Source organism: Rhodoferax sp., assembly GCF_013297935.1.
Lineage (GTDB): Bacteria > Pseudomonadota > Gammaproteobacteria > Burkholderiales > Burkholderiaceae_C > Allorhodoferax.
Map to the genome: position 1 here is coordinate 14,018 of NZ_JAAFIX010000002.1, position 19,563 is coordinate 33,580.

Genomic DNA, 19,563 nt, shown 5'->3' on the forward strand with positions numbered 1-19,563 from the left:
AGCCCCGCGCCGAGGGCTACACACAGAGCAAGTTTTCAAAGGCACTATGAAGCAAGCCCACTCCCCGCTTTTCTCCGCAATCCGTTGGATCGCCTTGGCTGCCACCTTGTCGTTTGGCACTGCCTACGCCGACGACTATTCCGACGTTGCACAACTGGTTCGCAATGGAAAGCTTGCAGAAGCCATGACGAAAGTCGACCAATATCTGGTTGGCAAGCCCAAAGATCCTCAAATGCGCTTTTTGAAGGGCGTCATTCAGCGGGACTCCGGCAAGAGTTCTGAAGCAATTGCGACGTTCACACGACTGACCGAAGACTATCCGGAGCTTCCTGAGCCCTACAACAACCTCGCAGTGCTTTATGCCGGCCAGAGCCAGTACGACAAGGCCCGTACCGCCCTTGAAATGGCCATTCGCACCAACCCAAGTTACACCACCGCCCATGAAAACCTGGGGGATGTGTATGCCAAGTTGGCGAGCCAGGCCTACGGCAAAGCTCTGCAACTGGACTCCGGCAATGCAGCGGTCGGCCCCAAGTTGGCGCTGATTCGAGAGTTGTTTAACCCGGCGGCGGGCAAAGGGACTCGCCCTGCAGCGACACTGAGTACGCCCACCCCAAGCACAGCCGTTGCGCCGACCACTCCCGCGACAAACGCAACCGCAAAAGCGGCACCTTCATTGCCGGCAACTACTGCAACAAAAGCACCGCCGACGCTGGGCGCAGCAGCAACCAGCACTAAGCCGGCTGCATCTGCACAAACCCCGGCTACAACTCCGGCAGCCGCACCGGAACCCGCACCTGCTGTAGCCGCTGCTCCTGCGCAAGCGCCCAAGACTGAGGCCGTAGCTGCGAACAGTAGCTCAAAAGATGTCGAGGCAGCCGTTCGCAACTGGGCCAAGGCCTGGGCCTCGCGTGACATGAAGGGCTACCTGGGTGCCTACAGTCGGGACTTTGCGACACCCGGTGGTGCCAAACGCTCGGAATGGGAAGAAGAACGACGCCAGCGCATTACCAGCAAGTCCAAAATTAGCGTCAAGTTGGAAAACCTGAACGTGAGCGTGAATGGCAACAAAGCAACCGCCAAGTTCCGCCAAGACTACAAGGCCGATGAGCTAGCCGTATCCAGCAGAAAAGTCTTGGAGTTGGTCAAAACTGGCGACCGATGGGTAATCGTCCGGGAAACTGTCGCTAAGTAATACGCACTTGCACAGTCAGAACGTGTTCAACAGCGCACAGAAGGCACTACTCAGAAGTGCCCTAAGAACTTTGCTCTCAGCGCCCCGGCATCTCTTCGTGGCCTGTGGTCTTTTGCTGGCGCAAGGGGACGTGTTTTCAAAAACCCAAGAGCCGGTCCGCATCCTTAAGGCTCAGTCCAATAAGGCGCCGCAGCCCAACACCCTCGAAGCTGGAGGCGTTGCCGAAGCGCGCTTGATAGAGATCTACACGCTCATAGGCCGCGGGGATGGTCGAGCAGCGTTCGAAAAAGCTGAACAACTGGTCTCCGACTTGCCGAATTTCCAATTGGCACAGTTGGTCTATGGCGACTTGCTAGTAGCGCGCACGCGCCCTGTGAGCACGCTAGGCGATGTGCCACCTGCCATGGCTAAGGAAGCTAGCGCTCCACTCAAGGATCTCAGAGAGGAATCTTTGCGACGCGTGAAGGCCCTGAGAGAGCGCCCCCAAAAGGGCACCATACCTTCGCAGTTTCTACAGCTATCCCCTACGACCCGGCACGCGATAGCGGTGGATGCATCGCGCTCCCGCCTATATCTCTTTGAAAACACCCCCAGTGGCCTAGAGCTCGTGGCGGACTACTATATTTCTGTGGGCAAGGCCGGCATTTCAAAGAATGTGGAAGGTGACCAACGCACCCCTTTGGGCGTGTACTACATCACCAGCAACTTAGACCCTAAGTCACTCAAAGACTTTTATGGTTCAGGCGCCCTCCCCATCAGCTACCCCAACGTTTTGGATTCCAAGCGTGGAAAAACAGGCAGTGGAATCTGGCTGCATGGAACCCCTCCGGCTCAATTCTCCAGAGCTCCGTTGGCGACCGATGGCTGTGTGGTGCTCGCCAACCCGGACTTAGAGCACATTATCCGGACGGTAGCGATACGAGCTACGCCAGTAGTTATTGCGCAGCAACTGCAATGGGTTTCGGCAAACACCGTGAAAAACACGGCCAAGGGCTTTGAGAGCGCCCTGCTGGCTTGGCGCAATGCAAAAACGGCAGGAAATGCTCAGCAGGTTTTAGACTTTTACACATCAGACTTCAATAGCAATGGCAAGTCTTTGTCGCAGTGGACGCCGGTTCTCCGCGGTGAGCTCGAAAAGACCAAGGGCAGAACGATTCAACTCAAAGATGTGTCATTCCTCCAATGGATCGATCACAACGAGACGATGGTCGCCACCTTCGGTGAAGTGGCAGAGGGATCGCGCATCGGGTGGACCAAGCGTCAATACTGGACGCATGTGAACGGTCAATGGAAGATTTTTTATGAAGGGCTACTGTGATGTTGCTTGATTCACTGCGAGGTCTAAAGACCCTGGCTATATGGGCCTCCATGGTGGTGGCGGTGCCTGCCGGTGCGCAAGCCGTTGCACCCAAGGTTCAGTTCCAGACCACACAAGGAAACTTCACTGTGGAGGTGTACCCGGACAAAGCTCCGAAAACGGTTGAAAACTTTCTGCAGTACGTGAAAGACAAACATTACAACGGCACCGTATTCCATCGGGTGATCCCAAGCTTCATGATCCAAGGCGGCGGCTTCACCCCTTCGATGCAGCAAAAGCCTACGCGTAGCCCCATTCCTCTGGAGGCGAGAAACGGCCTCAAAAACGGCAGGGGTACGATTGCCATGGCACGCACAGCGGATCCGCAGAGTGCCACGGCTCAGTTCTTCGTCAATGTGGTGGACAATCAGAATCTTGACGCGCCTCGCCCTGATGGGCACGGCTATGCCGTCTTCGGCAAAGTCACCCAGGGAATGGACGTCATCGACAAGATCCGTGGTGTCCCCACCACCAACGCTGGCATGTACCAAGACGTGCCGCAAACCCCTGTTGTTATTAACTCGGCCACTTTGGTCCCATAAATCATGAGCAATCCTCAAGTCGAACTCCACATCACTGGCTACGGTGTCATCACCATTGAGCTTGATCAGGAAAAAGCACCTAAATCCAGCGCCAACTTCTTGGCCTATGTGAACAAAGGGCACTACAACAACACGATTTTTCATCGTGTTATTCCGGGTTTCATGATCCAAGGCGGAGGCATGGAGCCTGGCATGGCACAAAAATCTACGGATGCCCCCATCGAAAATGAAGCCAACAACGGTCTGAAAAATGGCGTTTACACCTTGGCCATGGCGCGCACTGGTGACCCACACTCCGCGACAGCTCAGTTCTTCATCAACGTTGCAGACAACGGTTTTCTGAACCACACCGCACCTAGCATGCAAGGTTGGGGTTACGCAGTGTTCGGCAAAGTGGTTGCCGGCACAGACGTGGTAGATAAGATCAAGGCTGTGAAAACCGGTAAAAAAGGCTTTCATGACGACGTGCCGAAAGAAGACGTCGTGATCGAGAAGGCTGTAGCGCTGTAACCAGGCATCTGCCAGTGGAAGTCATTGCGCAGGGCCACTGGCGGCGGGTGGATTTCATTTCTGACCTTCACCTGCACCCCGGCGAGCCCGACACCCACACAGCGTGGGCTCGCTATATGCAAAAAACAAATACCGATGCGCTGTTCATCCTTGGCGACTTGTTTGAAGTCTGGGTGGGCGATGACCTACTGGACAACCCTTTAGGTTTTGAGTCTGAATGCGTGCGCATCATCCGGGAAACCGCAATGCGCCTGCCGGTGTATTACATGGTGGGCAATCGCGACTTCTTGATGGGTATGCGGTTTGCAGATGAAAGCCACTCCATTCCGCTCGCTGACCCTGCAACCCTCGACTTTTTCGGTAATCGCATAGTACTTAGCCACGGTGATGCGTGGTGTCTCGACGACGTGGCATATCAGTCGTTCAGAACGACCGTGCGCTCCCAGGAATGGCAGTCCGCTTTCTTAGCCAAGCCTCTGCCCGAGCGTCTCGACATTGCACGACACATACGCTCACAAAGTGAGGCAAAGAAACCACTGGGTAGCTACGCGGATGTCGACATCGCAAGCGCTGAAGCTGCACTCTCAGCCGCTAAAGCCCGCACGCTCATTCATGGCCACACGCATCTACCTGCAACTCATGGCCTCCCCTCCGGTGCAGAGCGATGGGTGCTCAGCGACTGGCATATCAAGCCCCCGCATACGCCGAGACTTGAAGTGCTGAGGCTGCAGAATCAGGCGGCAAAGGGGGATTTCTCCCTTTCACGACTTCACCCGGAGCTCTGCGATACCGGCTTGAATTAAGCCAATCCTCCAACCTCGTCGATTTGCCAAGGGTCGAGAAACTGCTCGGCATAGCGCAAATAGACTTGTTCAGAGACAAACACATCGAACAAGTCGGGGTCGATATGCCCGCTGCTGCGAAGTTTGGACATGATTTCCATGGCCTGTGAGAGCTTCATGCCGGGCTTGTAAGGCCGGTCTTTAGCAGTCAAAGCCTCAAAAATGTCAGCGATGCCCATGATCCGCGCCTGAACTGACATCTGATCCCTCGTCAGCCCTTTGGGATACCCCTTGCCATCCATCCGCTCATGGTGACCGCCTGCAAACTCCGGAACATTTTTGAGATGCTTTGGCCAAGGCAGTTGCTCCAGCATCTTGATGGTTGCAACGATGTGGTAGTTGATGATGTCCCGCTCGGCTCCTGTCAGGGTGCCCCCACGGATTGACAAATTCTCCATCTCGTCGGCCGTCAGGAAATCCGTTTCAACACCATCTGCATTCCGCCAAGAGTTAGTGGTTCCGATATCACGCACTCGGCGGACCGCCTCATCACTCAGAAACTCAGCACCGCGATTCGTGTTGCGCAAAAACTCCCTATCCTCATCCCAGGTGACCATATCGGAGCGGGCGCGTGCCATGACCGCCGCCTCCCCGGCTGGGTCCACCACAGGGCGCAACGCGAGTTGGGATCGCAAGGCTTCAAGCTCACGATCGCGCTTCAAAACCTCAAAGCGAGTGTCCACTAGCGCCATCCGATCGAACAAGGTTTGCAACTTGGTAGCCTTGTCTACAACGTGAACTGGCGTGGTCACTTTGCCGCAGTCATGCAGCAGACCGGCAATTTTCAGCTCATAGTGATCTCGCTCCGACATTGCGAAGGACGCCAGTGGCCCGGTCGACGCTGCACTTGCTGCTGCAGCCAACATCATGGTCAGCGCAGGGACCCGCGCACAATGTCCTCCCGTGTAGTGGGACTTCTCGTCAATGGCCACGTTGATCAGGCTGATAAAGGACTCAAACAAGGCCTCCAGTTGGGACATGAGTCCGCGGTTGGTAATGGCAATCGCCGCTTGCGAGGCCAATGACTCCGCCAAACTTTGGTCAGAGCTACTGAAGCTGCGCACGAGGCCGCTCACTGGGTCGGTGGCATTGATCAATTGCAAGACACCGATGACATCGCCCTCGTGGTCTTTCATGGGTACGGTCAAAAATGACTGGGAACGATAGCCCGTGCGGGCATCGAATTGCCGGGTGCCTGAAAAATCGAATGCCTCTGCCGTGTAGGCATCGGCAATATTCACGGTTTGATTGTGGAGCGCCGAATATGCGGCAACCAAAGAGTCATTGGGCTGCCCTTGCGCGTCCTTGAGGGGTAAGTCAGGAAAATCAATCGACTTCCCTGAGACTCCGCCCATGGCAATTCCGAGGGAGGCGGTGCGTATGATTTCAAAACGCAGCGCGGAGCCGTCGTCCGTCACCCTGTAGAGGGTGCCGGCATCAGCATGGGTAATGCTTTTTGCCGCGAGAAGAATGCTGTCCAGCAGTCGGGCAATGTCCCGCTCACGGGACAAGGCAGTGCCTATGTCGTTAAGCTGCTCCAAACGGCGCAGCAAGTCATCCACAGAGTCCACAAAGCCCCCCCAGATTGAGCGCCCCTCATTAAGGCAAGCCGATTGTTTCAACAACCGGCCTGTTTGTCCAACCCGCTTTTCTAGCGCTTGAGCAATGCCTTGAGTACGTTCTGCAAACGTCGCGCCTGACCTGCCTCGTAGGCGGCGGCCAACACCTGCGCCGTGTCCTCGGCCCAGGTCTGCGCGGGGGCGGGGTCATTGCGTCGAGTCAAGAGTTGCAACTGCATGGCGCGCCGCGCATTGAGATGCTCAACGGGTGTCGGCAACTCGGCTGCCATTTCCAAGCGCAAAAGATGTTGCGCAGCAACATCAGGCTGCACGGCTACGGAGGCACTCACCACCTTCACCCAAGCGCTTCGTGCTTGGCAGGCAGTGCGCCCGCCGAGCTCTTGGGCCGTGGGCAGCAGCGCTGCGTCCCGCTTCTCCCAAGCGGAGAGCAGCTGAACCAGCGCCTCTCCATGGGCCTGTGCAGCCAGCTTTTTAAGTGCTTGCTGCGCATTTTCAAGCGCTTCGCGCTGAGCACGGAAGGCAGTGTCGCCCAGTCGCGGCGCATTGAAAGCGGGGGCGCGATCACCCGACCCAGCTCGCTCATCCCGACGGGGGCCACGATCACCAAACCCTGGCTTGCCGCCATCGCGTCCACCGCGGCCGGCATCCTTGCGGTCGCCGAATTTGGAAGCTCGCGGATCCACCGGAGTTTCTTTTTTCATCCCCGGACGGTCATCGCCACGAACCGCAACCACAGGCTTTGGCTGGGCCTTTGGCACCACCACAGGAGCCGACTCCGCCGGAGCAGCCTCTTCGCCGGAGGTCGACTCAGATGCTACAGTTTCTATAGCACCTTGCGCAGCATCCACCTGGGCTAGAGGCACATTTTCTTGTTGAACCAGCCCTTGGGCGGCCTGCTCACCGGCACCCGCCGCAGCGACTTCGGCCTGAGCTTGGGCTTGTCCGTTCAATGCCGCGTCCAGCGCTGTCATGGCCGCACGAATGGCTTGCGCATCGCCAGAGGCGTTGGCAGCTTCCAGGGCTTTGGCAGCTTCCAGCACGGTTCGGTCACGCGCACCCAGTGCGGCTTCCGCCTTCTCGCGCTCGGCACTCTTACGATTGAATGCGTCATCAATAGGCTTGCGGAACGCGTCCCAGAGCTTCTGCTCCTGACGGCGATCCACAGGAATCGCATGCGCCTGCGCTTGCCAACGTTGCTGCAGGGCTTTCACAGCATCAATCCGCAGCATGGGCATGGCGCCCAGCTGCTTGGCTTCTTCAATCATGGCGTGGCGAGCTGCCAAGCTCGCCGCCTGGATAGCCTCTAAGGGCGCAGCGGCTTCAGCAAACACAGTTTTCCAAATGGGTTGGAGCTCGGCAAACATCTTTTCACCCACATGCCCCGCCTCGCGCCAGCGATCGGAGAACTGGTGCAGGATCCGGTTGAATCCTTTCCAGTCATCATCCAATGCGGTGCGATTGGCAGCGGCCCAAGCCTTGAGTTCTTCAATCAGGGCCAATCGCTGGGCCCGGTGTTCAGCCGACTCGGCTTTGACCTTTTCCAGCCACCCTTCAACGACCTTGTAAGCCTCGTTGCAGGCTTCGTCAAAACGCTTCCACAGGGCATGGTTTGGCACACCGCCCTGATCCGTTTGCTTCCACTGGTCGCGTAGGCTGCGCAAGGTTTCTTGCATTTTCCGCCCGCCGATCGCCTGACCTTCAGGACGCTGAAGCAGACCTTCCGCCTTGACGACCAACTCTTCACGAATCTGGTCCGCGCGCCAGCGCTGCCAGCCTTCCAACTCACCCGCTGCGGACAACGCCGCATGGGCCTGGTTTTCCAGCTTGCCATCAATCAACTTACCGAATTCTTTGAGTGCATTGCGCAAGCCTGCAGCAGCGCCCGCGCTGGCTTTACCGTGCCCCTCGCCAACTTCTTGCTCTACCGTGGCCAATGCAGCCTTCACAGCTGCCTGTGCGCGGCTACGCAACTCAGGGTCCACCTTGGGTTTAGAGGCCTTAGGCGCCACCTCGGCGGGCACGCCGCGCAAACCACGAATTTCGTCTGCCCACACAGGAACAGGCGGCAAAGGAGCCGCGGGGTCTTCGGCAGCGGCTGTAGCCAGGGCCAATGCACCTTGAAACGCATCCCAAACGACAAGCAACTGCCCCTTGGAGGCGTCCAGCAGCACCGGGAACTTGGCGTCCACACTCACCCAATTGGAGCTAGATACCAGTGCATCCGCCTGGTTTTGCCAGTGCTGCACATCGGTGCGCAAGGCTTCAACAGCGGCTTGGGCGTCAGCCAATGTTTTGGTCGACAAAACTTCAATCCGCTGGGCGAGCAGCACGGCAGCTTCGCGCTGCACTTGAACTTGGTGCTGCAGATCTTCGATGCCCTTAACGCGCTCAGAAAGCTTTCCCTTGAGGGTTAACAACGGCTCTTTGCTGAGCGGAGCACCTGCTTTGGCCGCATCACGCTGCCAAGCCAGAGCATCGGCGATATTGAGCTTCGCTGTGTCAATCAAGGCCTGTGCCTTGGCTGCCCACTCTGCCCCCAGCGCCTCTTGCCCCTTGGCGCGCCGAGCCTCATCCAGCTTTTCGCGAACCAACTTGGCAGCACCTTTGTCTTTGACGCTGAGCTCTTTAAATACATCCGCTAGCTGCTCGTGGGTCGGCTGGGAGAGTAACCAGTCGCGAACGCGGGACGCACGCTCTCCCGCTGTGGCAGCGGTAAAAGCACCGCCTGTCAGGCGGTCCAGGGTAGCGATATCATTGTTTTTGGAAGATTGGTTCGACGTCACAGCGAGCTCGGAAAATAGTAGGGTGTTAAATATGCAACCGCGTATTTTCGCCGTGTTTTCAACAGAAACCAGATTGTTTTTGCCCTCTTAGGCCGAAATGAGGAATTCATGCCGGGGGGCGAGCACGCGGACGCTGTGCGCAAGGCTTGTGTCTTCGCGAAGACAACTGTTCCGCTGCAACCCAGCTGCACCAAAAAAATGAAGGCCCGGTGAAGGTTCGTTAGCACCTTCGCCGGGCCCGACGACGGGCTGCTCGCCCGAGTCGCCTCCTATGCCCGCAGGTGAGTGAGATGTCACCCTAGAGGCCAAGGGCAACAGATTGCCCTGAGACATGCCGGGATCGCTTTATCACGCTTACTTGCGGACTGGCTACTGCCGACTAAATGCCTGTAAGAACAGGCACACTCATATTAGGAAGCGTAGTGGAGTATTACAAGGAGTTTTTTCGGCTCGATGCGCTTGCCGAGCACCCCAGAGTGGGATTCGCTCGGCATGAGCAGACCCTAAAAAAGCAGCGGAAACTTGCTTTTTAGAACATGTCAAGTATATAGAATCGATTTCATATGGTTGACTCGACATATAAAGCCCCCCTAGAATCCGCCCCATCCAATCCCGCCTAGGGATTACCCGCCCCGCTGCCGAACCCGGCATATTCAAATCGCTGCACATGTCGAATCGACGACGCAGGATATTGACAGCGTACCAACCCAAACGAGGGGACCTGCCGACCACGTCACAAGCGACGGGACAAGCAGGCCACCCCCGCCTAAGAAGGAAGAGCTATGACAGCGACCACCCGTATCACCAAAGGCCTTCGCACTGTAGCGAACGATATCGCCCAAGGTTTCTTTGAAATTACCCACAACGGCTTTGCCCTGTTGGGACTGGCTGTGATGTTTGCCACCATCACACTGATGACACACCCCGAGATCCGCACAGAGGGCGAAGTTCGCTTGATGGGCTGGCTTCAGGATCGCCACATCCAAACAACAGGCCTCGAAGTAGAGGCTGCCGCCGTGGAACGCGCCACTGCGACTAATCCGCAAGATCTGCCCAAACAGCAGGCTGCGGTTGCGTACTGGCTGAGCAAGAAATACAACATTGCGCCTGAACCGCTCAGTGCATTGGTTTCAGAGGCCTACGAAACAGGCCAACGCTCCAAAATAGACCCGACACTCATCTTGGCCGTAATGGCTGTGGAGTCAGGCTTCAACCCCTTCGCGCAGAGTCATGTAGGGGCACAAGGTCTGATGCAAGTGATGACCAAGGTCCATAGCGACAAATATGAGGGCTTCGGCGGCCGCATGGCTGCGTTCGACCCGGTGTCCAATCTGCGGGTGGGCGCAAAGGTACTCAAGGAGTGCATTGCGCGCGCAGGCTCCATCGAAGGTGGACTCAAATACTATGTGGGCGCAGCCAACATGGAAGCAGATGGTGGTTACACGGCCAAGGTGTTGGCTGAACATTCCCGTCTGCAGAGCGTAGCTGCCGGCAAGCCTGTTCCAGTGATGGCCCCCATACCCGTCAAAGCAACTCCAGTGCCCTCCCCTGAGGCTGCTCCGCCCGTGGAGAATGTGGCGAGTCTGATTCATTCTTCCTGATGACCCGCCGAGCTGCACCCGGCTCGGTTAAACTCTCACCCGCACGCGACTGGCGATAGGCGCTGACTTCCTCAGGAAGCCGGTTGCTGACGTGGGACACCACTGGGAAGCGTGCCGCATGACCTGCACGGTTTGTGCGATCAGCCGTTCGCCTGGGCAGCCCTGTTGTCACCATTGACCCACAGGCCCGATCTCCTCAAAGGACTGCCATGTACGACCGCAACATTCTTGTTGAACAAGCCGACCCCGAACTCTGGACCGCCATCCTGGCCGAAAACGCGCGCCAAGAGCACCACATCGAGCTGATTGCCAGCGAAAACTACGCCTCGCCTGCCGTCATGGCCGCCCAAGGCAGCCAGCTGACCAACAAATACGCCGAAGGTTACCCCGGCCGTCGCTACTACGGTGGCTGCGAGCATGTGGATGTGGCCGAGCAACTGGCCATCGACCGCATCAAACAAATTTTTGGCGCTGAAGCCGCTAACGTACAGCCCCATTGCGGTGCGTCGGCCAACGAAGCAGTGTTCCTGGCTTTCCTGAAGCCTGGCGACACCATCATGGGCATGAGCTTGGCTGAGGGCGGTCACTTGACCCACGGGATGCCCCTGAACATGAGCGGTAAATGGTTCAACGTAGTGTCTTACGGATTGGATGCCAATGAAGCAATCGATTACGAAGCCATGGAGCGCAAGGCCCACGAAACGAAGCCTAAGCTGATCATTGCCGGCGCATCCGCCTACTCCCTAGCCATTGACTTCGCCCGTTTCGCCAAAGTGGCAAAAGACATTGGCGCCATCTTCATGGTCGACATGGCCCACTACGCAGGCCTGATTGCGGCAGGCGTGTACCCCAACCCTGTGCCCCACGCAGACGTGGTGACCTCCACCACTCACAAGAGCCTGCGCGGGCCTCGCGGCGGCATCATCTTGATGAAGGCTGAGCACGAGAAGGCTATCAACAGCGCCATCTTCCCCGGACTGCAAGGCGGCCCTTTGATGCACGTGATTGCTGCCAAGGCAGTGGCGTTTAAAGAAGCCCTCACCCCAGAGTTCAAGACCTACCAAGCGCAAGTGGTGCGCAACGCCAAGATCGTGGCTGAAACCCTGACAGCACGCGGCCTGCGTATCGTCAGCGGCGGTACCGAGAGCCACGTGATGCTGGTGGACCTGCGGTCCAAGGGCATTACCGGCAAAGAAGCTGAAGCAGTCCTGGGCGCAGCCCACATGACGATCAACAAGAACGCTATCCCCAACGACCCTGAAAAGCCTATGGTGACCAGCGGCATCCGGGTGGGCACCCCAGCTATGACCACACGCGGATTCAAAGACGAAGAGGCGCGCGCCACGGCAAACCTGATTGCCGACGTGCTGGACAACCCGCGCGACGAAGCCAACATTGCTGCCGTTCGCGCCAAGGTCCATGCCCTGACCTCACGCTTCCCGGTTTACAAGTAAGCAAGGTCGACACACGATGAAGTGCCCCTTCTGCAGTCATTCTGAAACCCAAGTAGTGGAAACACGGATTTCTGAAGATGGGGACTTCATCCGCCGCAGGCGCCAGTGCGGCGCTTGCGACAAACGGTTTACCACCTACGAGCGCCCGGACGTCAACTTTCCAGCCATCGTAAAAAAAGACGGACGTCGCATCGAGTTCGAGCGCGCCAAGCTGCTAGCCTCCATGAACCTGGCCCTGCGCAAAAGGCCGGTGAGCACTGAGCAGATCGACAGCGCCATTGAGCGCATCGAAGAAAAACTATTGAACCTGGGCCTGCGCGAAGTCCAGAGCACCCGCATCGGAGAGCTCGTCATGCGCGAACTCAAAAAACTGGACAAGGTTGCCTACGTGCGCTTTGCCAGCGTGTACCGCAGCTTTGAAGACATTGATGAATTCAAAACTTTGGTGGATGAGGTAAGCCGGTAAACCGATTCGCCCACACAGCCCGCAAGTTTCCGCCTTAAAAGCATGGGGCTGTGTCCACGAGACCACCCACAGCCCAAGGCTACCGCTCAGCCAACAGGTCTGCCCGCTAAGCGGACAGGCCCTTTTCAGAGGGCCGCCAGTTCACGACACTAGTGGCATTGCTTAATCGGAATCATGAAAAACCGACAACTACCCAACACGCTACGGGGTGTTACCTTAATAGAACTTGTCGTAAGCTTGGCTATTTTGGTGATTCTACTCAACATAGCAATACCGAGTTTTCGCTCCGCGATTGCCAGCTCGGCGTTAAAAAGCGCAACTAATGACCTAGTTACGTCAATAGCCCAAACGCGCTCCACAGCTATCAGAGTGGGCAGACGCGCAACGATGTGTAGGAGCGAAAATGCCACTCAATGTGCGGTCGCAGGGGATTGGCAAGTCGGATGGATCATATTTTCAGACCTCACAAGGGCAGGAGCAACTGCGAACATTGACACAGGGGACACAATTAACTTTGTGTATCCCGCGGTGGCTTCCGATATCAAAATCATGGGCGCTGCTGGATTTACACAATATATTTCCTTTTCACCCGATGGCCAAGGAAAAACAAATACAGGCGCTAGTTTGCTCGGCAAAATCAGGGTCTGCAGCACGTCAAGCGCACTCACGGATGCAACGCGAGCCCGAGATCTAGTCGTTAATTTTTCGGGGCGCGTTGTCCTCGAAACCCCTTCCGTTGCGAGTAATTGCCCAGCACCCTCTTGACTGTGAATATGCGCTCACTCAACAAATTTAAAAACTCAAAACCTCGACAAACTGGGGCTACGCTAATTGAAATACTTATTGCCGTATTAATATTAAGTTTGGGTACGCTAGGAATGGCGGCTATGCAAGCACGTGCACTCAAAGGTAACGTTAGCAGTTTTCAAAGGAGTCAGGCCGTAGTACTGGCTACCTATATGATGGATGCGATGAGAGTAGATAAAAATAGTGCGAAGGCACTAAACTACAACACAGGAACGCTTACAGGTACAGGCACGATAAATGGATCAATCTGTACCCCAGCTTCGATCACAGGAACTACATTAGCGGATGTTAATAAGAAGCACTGGCTAGAGACAACTAAAGCGGCGATTGGAACATCCACCGACACAACTACTTGCGGAGCAGTGTACTGCGACGCAAATGGCAGCTGCAGAGTGCAAGTGATTTGGGATGATAGTTTATCAGGGGGTCTGGGTGTGCAGAAGCTCGAAATCCAGACACTTATTTAATATGCATTTCAAACCGACGTACAAGCGCTCAATCTCAACTCAGCGTGGATTTACGCTTGTTGAGCTTATGGTCTCTTTGATCTTAGGCCTAATTCTAATCTCAGGGGTTCTTAGTGTTTTTATTTCAAACCGAGATAACTACAAGGTATCTGAAAATATTGCAAGAATTCAAGAGAACTCTAGAACCGCTTACGACCTCATTTCCAGGGACATACGAGAAGCAGGGGAAACACCTTGTGGGTCTAAATTGATGGCGAACCTAATTCGCTCCGGTGGCACTATACCCTGGTGGGCAGATTGGAATTCCGGGACTATTCGAGGGTTCGCTGGAGGAACTGATACCACTGGCATTGTGGGGTTTGGCACCACTACCAATGCCCGAGTAAATGGAACAGAGGCACTGCTGATCATGCAAGCATCTGACAACGAAACCAACATTACCTCACACGATACCGGCACCTATGACATGGTGCTGAATTCCGTTACAGGGTTAAATGAAGACGATATTGTGGTGGCCTGTGATTTGCAGAGTGCAGCGATATTTCAAATCGATAGTCCTACTCAGAGCTCAAAGTCAATTAACTATGATCCATTTTTTTCTACACTTAATTGCGGCAACGGGCTAGCATACCCAACCACTACAGCTTGCGCTAGTACTACCCTGAAGAGCTTTGACACGACCAGTGCACAAGTTGCAAAGTTAAAGACGTCATTTTGGTATATTGGTGTAGGTAGTAATGGAAAGAACTCATTATACCGAACACGTATCAGCAAGAAAAATGGACAGGTAAGCTTCGATAAAGACGAAGTTGTGTCCAACGTAGGCACGTTAATTATTAGATACCTGACTAAAGATATTTCAACTGACACACTAAATACTAGTTGGGTAGCCGCCGATGATGCCATTTTTTCTATAGCCAATGGCGAATGGAGTGAAAACAACACAAATCAAGTAGTTGCAGTCCGGCTGTCTATTGCCCTGCTAAGCGAAGACGCAATATCAAGCACCAACACGAATATTGTTAAGACGCTAACCTATGTTATCAGCCTCCGAAATAGAGACACTCTCTTCCAAGTAACACCATGAAAACATTCAGACACATGGAAAGAACTCCGGCTACAGATCAACTTGGCGTCGCGCTGATTATAAGCCTTATTATTTTGGTGATTATGACCCTTTTAGGAATGTCTGCTATTCGGTTAATAACCTCCGAGGAGCGCATGGCAACGAACTCCTATGACCGCAATCTGGCATTCCAAGCGACTGAAGCGACATTGAAAGAGGTTGAATCGTTGATCGAGACGGAAGTGCCAACACCTGCGGCAGGATCCGGGTGTGCAAAGGTGGGAAGCGTTATGGTATGTGGCCTCGCAGCGGCAGGAAGTACTTCACGCTGGCTTGATGATACTTTTACCAGCTGGGAATCCGCCACTACAGTCGGATCAGGGACACTTGCAATCACACCCAAGTACTTCGTTGAGTATCTAGGTAACACATTTGCTTGCAGGCCAGGAGATTCCAGCGACCCCATTAACTGCAAGCGCTACAGAGTTACCGCTCAAACGCAGGGATCTGATGGACGCGCATCTGTAACTTTGCAATCCATCTACGCCACCGAATAATCCTGGCTTGAACCGAAGGAGTTTTATATGAAAAAATCATTTTTTTTCCAAGCAATAAATATACTTGCCTCAGGCCTCGTATTTTTTTCTCATTCTGGAGCCGGCGCAGTCACCATTCCGAACACGCCATTACTCACCCAGGTTACAGCAAAACCTATGGTTATGCTGATCGCAGGCAAAGATCACAAGCTATTTTATGAGTCCTATAACGACACAGCGGATATAGATGGAGATGGCGCTATTGATATTCGCTTCAAGCCAAGCATCACCTACTATGGCCTATTTGATTCTGGTTTGTGCTACACCCACAACATAAAATCAGATAGCACAGGGCTATTCACCCCCTCCGTAAAATCAACTAGTGGAAAATGCTCAAGCAAGTGGTCCGGTAATTGGCTCAACTACCAAACTACCGCTCGTATAGATGCGCTACGAAAAGTACTATATGGGGGCTATCGTGAGACCGATACCAAGACTACAACCATTCTACGGAGATCCTATATACCCCAAGATGCTCACTCATGGGCCAAAGAGTACACCAGCGTTTCCGTAGATGGGTACGATATCAGCGACTATACCCCCCTAGCTCTGCCAGCTAATGGAAAGCGCCACCTCTTTGGAAATTTAACTCAAAATGCTGGTAAGAGCTGCAAAACACTTGAGGATTGCAGCAACTTGCCTCCGCACTTATCGGTCGTAACGAATACGGCAAAGCGAGTTTGGGAATGGGCATCAAAAGAGCGCCCTGTGCTAGACAATTCACATGGTGGCACTCGTACCGACTATACGATTCGCGTAGAGGTGTGCACCACCTCATTTCACGATGGATGCAAGCAATATGGAAGTATCTACAAGCCAACTGGCTTGCTGCATGACTATGGCGAAAATGATGCTATGTTGTTTGGCCTTCTTACAGGGAGTTATGACTTAAATCTGTCCGGGGGCTTATTGCGCAAGGTAGTCTCTAAATTTTCGAGCGAAATTGATACAAATACGGGAATATTTGCATCATCAGCCCCCATTGTTGACACGTTCAACAAGCTGCGAATTCGAGACTTCAACAACAATAGAACAGATAATGCTTATGCCGGAGGATGGCAATCTGACTCCACAATGACAGAGACTACTTTCCCCGACTGGGGAAATCCGATTGCCGAAATGATGTACGAGGGCATGCGCTATTTCGTAGGTAAAAAGGGGGCCACCCCTGCTTATGAAAGCAAAACTAGCACGATTGATACCGCTATGGGACTCAGCCGAGCAACTTGGGATGACCCATATTCGTCAGACAGTTCCGCAAATGCGCCTTGGTGTGCAAAGGCTAATTTTTTGACTATTTCTGACATCAACCCTTCTTACGATTCAGATCAACTGCCTGGAAGTTACTTTAAAACAAAAGATAATAAGTATTTTACTGGCGATGTGTCCGGGCTAAATGTCTCCACTGAATCTGAGACTATTACGAATAATGAAACATCCGTGACAGGAATGCATTTCATTGGGGAGTCCAATGGGGTTTCTGACTCTGCACCGTCTGCCAAGAATATTGTTTCTTTAAAAAGCATTCGTGGTCTTGCCCCAGAGGAACCAACAAAACAAGGTAGCTATTATTCTGCCGCTATTGCAAGCTTTGCGAAAAGAAACGACTTGCGATCAGACAAAACTGGCACCCAATCCATTGACACCTTTAGCGTTGCCCTTGCTTCACCACTACCGCGCATCGAAATACCAGCTGGGACAGATAAGAGCTTCACCCTAGTACCTTTTGCCAAGTCGATGTCGAATAGTGGAACAAAGGGTAAATTTCAACCGACAAACCAGATCGTTGATTTTTATGTAATGAGTATTGCAAACTCTGGCACAGCAGATAAAAATAACAGCGTGAATGGCGGTCGCTATTATGCAAAGTTTCAGATTAATTTTGAAGATGTGGAGCAAGGCGCAGACCATGACATGGATGCAATTGCGGAGTACGAGATTTTCTTAAACGCAAACAACACGTTAACCGTGAACGTCAAACCAACTTATCAAGCAGGTGGTGCATATCAGAATATGGGGTATATCCTCTCAGGATCAACCAAAGACGGTGTTTATCTGGTGGTACAAGACGAAACAAAAGATATAGGCTACTTTTTAAATGTACCCAAAGATAAGGACCCAGGCTTTTGCGACGCATCTCCTCAAGATGCGACATGCAAACAATTGCCAACCATCGGCAGCACCGGTGATACTCGCACGTTCACTGCGAGCAGCAACCCAGCTGCAACCCTCTTAAAAGACCCCTTATGGTATGCAGCAAAATGGGGTGGATTCAATGATAAAAATGGAAACAACAAACCAGATTTAATCACCGAATGGGATTCGGATGGAGACGGAAAGCCAGACACCTACTTTCTAGTCCAAAATCCACTGGAGTTAAAGGAGACAATTAAAAAAGCTTTTGACTCTATTTTCAAAGCCAACTCCAGCGCGAGCAACGTCATTGCCAACAGCTCTAGCCTGAGCACGAGTGCACGCGTCTTCCAAGCAAGATTTGATGCCAATTATTGGTCTGGGGATTTACTTGCTTTCCCAATATCTTCCTCTGGCGTTAGTGCCAATACGGAATGGGAAGCCTCCACCAAAATACCTGAGGCCACCTTGCGCAATATATTTGTGCGTGCTGCAGCGCCCAACACATATGGCACCGGCAACGCAGAGATATTTAAATGGGTGAGCGGCACAAGCACCTTGAATACCAACTTAGGAACAGACCGCACATTGATTGACTATTTCCGTGGCGTGCGCACGAGCGAAGTTAAGAACGGCGGCACACTTCGCGACCGTACAACTCATGTACTGGGAGACATTATTCATTCATCGCCCATTTACTCAAAAGATACTAACACTATTTTTGTGGGCGCAAATGATGGTATGCTGCACGCTTTTAATGCTCAGGATGGCACTGAACACTTTGCGCACATACCGCAAAGCTCGCTGGTTAAACTGAAGGCACTTAGTACCACTGCATATAGTCACGACTACTACGTGGATGGTGAAATAGAACTTACATCACGCGGCGCGGATACCGGATCCAGGAACTATCTTTTTGCAACTCTTGGCAGAGGTGGAAAGGGTTTGTTTGCTTTGGATGTTACGAGTACTACCAGCTTTGACAGAACCAAGCACTTATGGGAATACACGCCTGCAGCAAGTACTACCGCTAGTGCAGACAATGATCTCGGCTTTCTTCTTGGTCGACCTTCATTCGTAAAGCTGAACAATGGTAAGTCTGCAGTTATTCTTGGTAACGGGTATAACAGTACGAATGGTGTTGCCGTTCTCTATATTTTCATACTCAATACAGACGGAAGCATCAGTTCCATAAAAAAAATCTCTACTCTTGCCGCTAGTGATAATGGCTTGAGCACTCCCGGTACAGTGGACACTACAGGCGACGGCGTTGTTGACTTCATCTATGCCGGCGATCTGAAGGGTAATGTTTGGAAGTTCGACGTCAGTTCTTCCGACGACACACGCTGGGGACTGGCAAATAGTGGCTCACCATTTTTTGTCGCGATGAACTCGTCCGGGCAACGGCAGCCCATTACCTCCCGGATAACTTCTGCTGTGAATGATATTGCTGCTGATTCAAACTTCGGCAAGCGCTTTGTCTTTTTTGCTACGGGGTCTTACTTTGCCTCAACCGATCCTGCGGATACCAACACACAGTCGTGGTACGGCTTAATTGACCAAGGATCTGTGATTGGCGACCGAAGTAACCTCAAAGAACGCACGGTGAGCTCTGCGAGTACTTTTGGCGGTTATTCTGTGCGTGTTTTCTCGGCCGCTACCGCTGGTGATACCAAGAACAAAGATGGCTGGTTTATAGATATGACGTCCTCGGTTGGGGAGCGATTCATTACCGAGTCTGTGGTCTATAAACTTGCGTTACCCACATTAGTAGCCAGTTCGCTCATTCCTATCACGAACGATGCCTGCGTAGCAGGGGGCAAAGGATATCTTAATTTTATTTCTCCCTACACAGGCGGAGCCCTCACCATCGGCATCGTGGACGTGGATCGAAATGGGAGTTTTACCAATGATAAAGTAGGGACCACTTTCATTGGTTCGGTTGACTTAGGCATTGGTATCGTGAGTCAAGGAACAAAGATTGGAAATCAAATTGCTGTAGGCGGCTCTAGTGGCAGCGATGGCGCTAGTGGGTCTGGCGGTTCTGGCGGTTCTGGCGGTTCTGGCGGTTCCAAAAAACGAGTGGATAGCCTAACCCTGAACTCAGGCGTTACTCCGGTGAGGGGACGTATCTCTTGGCGCGAAATCATCAAGGACTGATGCA

At 53.4% G+C, this 19,563-nt stretch carries 15 protein-coding genes and 1 riboswitch; of the genes, 13 read left to right on the plus strand and 2 right to left on the minus strand.

The annotated features are described in order from the left end of the window. Window positions 1-46 precede the first annotated feature (46 nt). The 5 genes from QZW03_RS03375 to QZW03_RS03395 all read left to right on the plus strand — a co-directional run bounded on the left by QZW03_RS03375 (window position 47) and on the right by QZW03_RS03395 (window position 4,407). Window positions 47-1,195 carry a tetratricopeptide repeat protein gene (locus QZW03_RS03375; protein ID WP_296508346.1) on the plus strand — a complete coding sequence of 383 codons (1,149 nt, stop codon included), beginning with the start codon at window positions 47-49 and terminating at the stop codon, window positions 1,193-1,195. Between the two features lie 97 nt (window positions 1,196-1,292). Further along, window positions 1,293-2,513 (plus strand): L,D-transpeptidase family protein, encoded by a 1,221-nt coding sequence (locus tag QZW03_RS03380; RefSeq protein WP_296508348.1) that lies wholly within the window; start codon window positions 1,293-1,295, stop codon window positions 2,511-2,513. Window positions 2,514-2,563: 50 nt separating this feature from the next. After that, window positions 2,564-3,094 carry a peptidylprolyl isomerase gene (locus QZW03_RS03385; RefSeq protein ID WP_296508961.1) on the plus strand — a complete coding sequence of 177 codons (531 nt, stop codon included), beginning with the start codon at window positions 2,564-2,566 and terminating at the stop codon, window positions 3,092-3,094. Window positions 3,095-3,097: 3 nt separating this feature from the next. Next, entirely contained in the window at window positions 3,098-3,604 is a 507-nt protein-coding gene (locus QZW03_RS03390) for a peptidylprolyl isomerase (RefSeq protein ID WP_296508352.1), read from the plus strand. A gap of 14 nt (window positions 3,605-3,618) precedes the next feature. Further along, window positions 3,619-4,407: a UDP-2,3-diacylglucosamine diphosphatase gene (locus tag QZW03_RS03395; RefSeq protein ID WP_296508354.1), complete on the plus strand. Its 789-nt coding sequence runs from the start codon at window positions 3,619-3,621 to the stop codon at window positions 4,405-4,407. Here the strand turns inward: QZW03_RS03395 and QZW03_RS03400 are convergent. Further along, entirely contained in the window at window positions 4,404-6,017 is a 1,614-nt protein-coding gene (locus tag QZW03_RS03400) for an HD family phosphohydrolase (protein WP_296508355.1), read from the minus strand. The two genes, QZW03_RS03395 and QZW03_RS03400, sit on opposite strands and share 4 nt — an antisense overlap. Before the next feature lie 80 nt (window positions 6,018-6,097). Then, complete coding sequence (locus tag QZW03_RS03405; RefSeq protein WP_296508357.1) at window positions 6,098-8,809, minus strand: DUF349 domain-containing protein; 2,712 nt, start codon at window positions 8,807-8,809, stop codon at window positions 6,098-6,100. A gap of 782 nt (window positions 8,810-9,591) precedes the next feature. On the opposite strand from QZW03_RS03405, the gene QZW03_RS03410 reads away from it, so the two are divergent. The 8 genes from QZW03_RS03410 to QZW03_RS03440 all read left to right on the plus strand — a co-directional run bounded on the left by QZW03_RS03410 (window position 9,592) and on the right by QZW03_RS03440 (window position 19,559). Beyond that, window positions 9,592-10,410, plus strand: coding sequence for a lytic transglycosylase domain-containing protein (locus tag QZW03_RS03410; protein WP_296508359.1), 819 nt, complete (start codon window positions 9,592-9,594; stop codon window positions 10,408-10,410). Window positions 10,411-10,445: 35 nt separating this feature from the next. Next, a riboswitch (ZMP/ZTP riboswitch) is annotated at window positions 10,446-10,575 on the plus strand. A gap of 44 nt (window positions 10,576-10,619) precedes the next feature. Next, the gene (glyA, locus tag QZW03_RS03415; protein WP_296508361.1) at window positions 10,620-11,864 is read left to right on the plus strand and encodes a serine hydroxymethyltransferase; all 1,245 of its coding nucleotides are present in this window, start codon (window positions 10,620-10,622) and stop codon (window positions 11,862-11,864) included. 16 nt (window positions 11,865-11,880) lie between these two features. Continuing rightward, window positions 11,881-12,330, plus strand: a complete 450-nt coding sequence (nrdR, locus tag QZW03_RS03420; protein ID WP_296508362.1) for a transcriptional regulator NrdR — start codon at window positions 11,881-11,883, stop codon at window positions 12,328-12,330. 174 nt (window positions 12,331-12,504) lie between these two features. Next, window positions 12,505-13,095 carry a GspH/FimT family pseudopilin gene (locus QZW03_RS17420; protein WP_366481310.1) on the plus strand — a complete coding sequence of 197 codons (591 nt, stop codon included), beginning with the start codon at window positions 12,505-12,507 and terminating at the stop codon, window positions 13,093-13,095. Window positions 13,096-13,103: 8 nt separating this feature from the next. Beyond that, complete coding sequence (pilV, locus tag QZW03_RS03425) at window positions 13,104-13,604, plus strand: type IV pilus modification protein PilV (protein ID WP_296508364.1); 501 nt, start codon at window positions 13,104-13,106, stop codon at window positions 13,602-13,604. 1 nt (window position 13,605) lies between these two features. Continuing rightward, window positions 13,606-14,691 carry a prepilin-type N-terminal cleavage/methylation domain-containing protein gene (locus QZW03_RS03430; protein ID WP_296508366.1) on the plus strand — a complete coding sequence of 362 codons (1,086 nt, stop codon included), beginning with the start codon at window positions 13,606-13,608 and terminating at the stop codon, window positions 14,689-14,691. Next, the gene (locus tag QZW03_RS03435; protein ID WP_296508369.1) at window positions 14,688-15,227 is read left to right on the plus strand and encodes a PilX N-terminal domain-containing pilus assembly protein; all 540 of its coding nucleotides are present in this window, start codon (window positions 14,688-14,690) and stop codon (window positions 15,225-15,227) included. The genes QZW03_RS03430 and QZW03_RS03435 overlap by 4 nt, the downstream gene beginning before the upstream one ends. A gap of 27 nt (window positions 15,228-15,254) precedes the next feature. After that, complete coding sequence (locus QZW03_RS03440; protein ID WP_296508372.1) at window positions 15,255-19,559, plus strand: PilC/PilY family type IV pilus protein; 4,305 nt, start codon at window positions 15,255-15,257, stop codon at window positions 19,557-19,559. Window positions 19,560-19,563 lie beyond the last annotated feature (4 nt).